This window comes from Ureibacillus massiliensis 4400831 = CIP 108448 = CCUG 49529 (assembly GCF_000772965.1).
In the GTDB taxonomy this organism is placed as follows: domain Bacteria; phylum Bacillota; class Bacilli; order Bacillales_A; family Planococcaceae; genus Ureibacillus; species Ureibacillus massiliensis.
This window is the reverse complement of the sequence record NZ_JPVQ01000141.1, coordinates 1-477: the sequence shown is the minus strand read 5'-3', so window position 1 is coordinate 477 and position 477 is coordinate 1. Positions and strand designations below refer to the sequence as shown.

The window sequence follows — 477 nt, the reverse complement described above, 5'->3', positions numbered from 1 at the left end:
TGTTATAGCAAAAAGAAGTTTTACCCAAGGCAAATAAACTGTAGCCTTGGTCAAATAAGTTGTTCCCTAAAACGAGTGAAAATCGGAGTATCTCCTCCAGTTTTCCTCGTTTTTTTGTGTCCAAAGGCAGAGGGAGAGCCAGAAAAAAGCATAAGAAAGGCAAGAATAAATGTCAGAGGAAATGCATGACAATGCCCGATAAATCAACGATTTCACAAAAGAAGGCGAGAAGAAAAGAGTGAAAAAAGGCAGGAGAAAAAGCAGGAAAAAACCTTGACCCTGAACTCATTTTATTCCTGTTCCTACGGAACAACTTATTTTCCTAAAAAATCATGATTCTGACAAAAAATAGGAGAGAAAAGGAGCGAGTTAGGGAAGAACTTATTTTCCTACAGAAATTGGGGAAATGGGAGAAAGGCAGGAATGACAAGGGTTTGGGAGAAGGGGGGAGTTACCGTTTATTTTTGACAACTACAT

Annotated in this window: 1 protein-coding gene; it reads left to right on the top strand. The window is 38.8% G+C overall.

Features of this window, described 5'->3' with window-relative positions:
* A partial coding sequence (locus tag CD30_RS20475) for a hypothetical protein (RefSeq protein ID WP_211254640.1) occupies positions 1 to 189 on the top strand: 189 nt, incomplete at its 5' end.
* Between the last annotated feature and the right edge of the window lie 288 nt (positions 190 to 477).